Raw genomic sequence first — 264 nt, 5'->3', positions numbered from 1 at the left:
CTAAAGAAAAATTTGAACGTACGAAACCGCACGTTAACGTTGGTACAATCGGCCACGTTGACCACGGTAAAACCACTCTAACTGCTGCTATCTGTACTGTACTGTCAAAAGTATACGGCGGTTCAGCACGTGACTTCGCATCTATCGATAACGCTCCTGAAGAGCGTGAGCGCGGTATCACTATCTCTACCTCACACGTAGAATACGATACTCCTTCACGTCACTACGCACACGTAGACTGCCCAGGACACGCCGATTATGTTA

The 264-nt window shown here is 47.7% G+C and carries 1 protein-coding gene; it reads left to right on the top strand.

Annotation, left to right across the window (positions count from 1 at the left end):
- Positions 1-264: GTP-binding protein (locus A1OO_RS22615; protein ID WP_017004972.1), on the top strand; the 264-nt coding region annotated here is incomplete at both ends.

This window comes from Enterovibrio norvegicus FF-33 (assembly GCF_000286835.2).
GTDB classification, from domain to species: Bacteria; Pseudomonadota; Gammaproteobacteria; order Enterobacterales; family Vibrionaceae; genus Enterovibrio; species Enterovibrio norvegicus_A.
The sequence above is the reverse complement of the archived record's forward strand: the minus strand, read 5'-3'. Positions and strand labels throughout refer to the sequence as shown.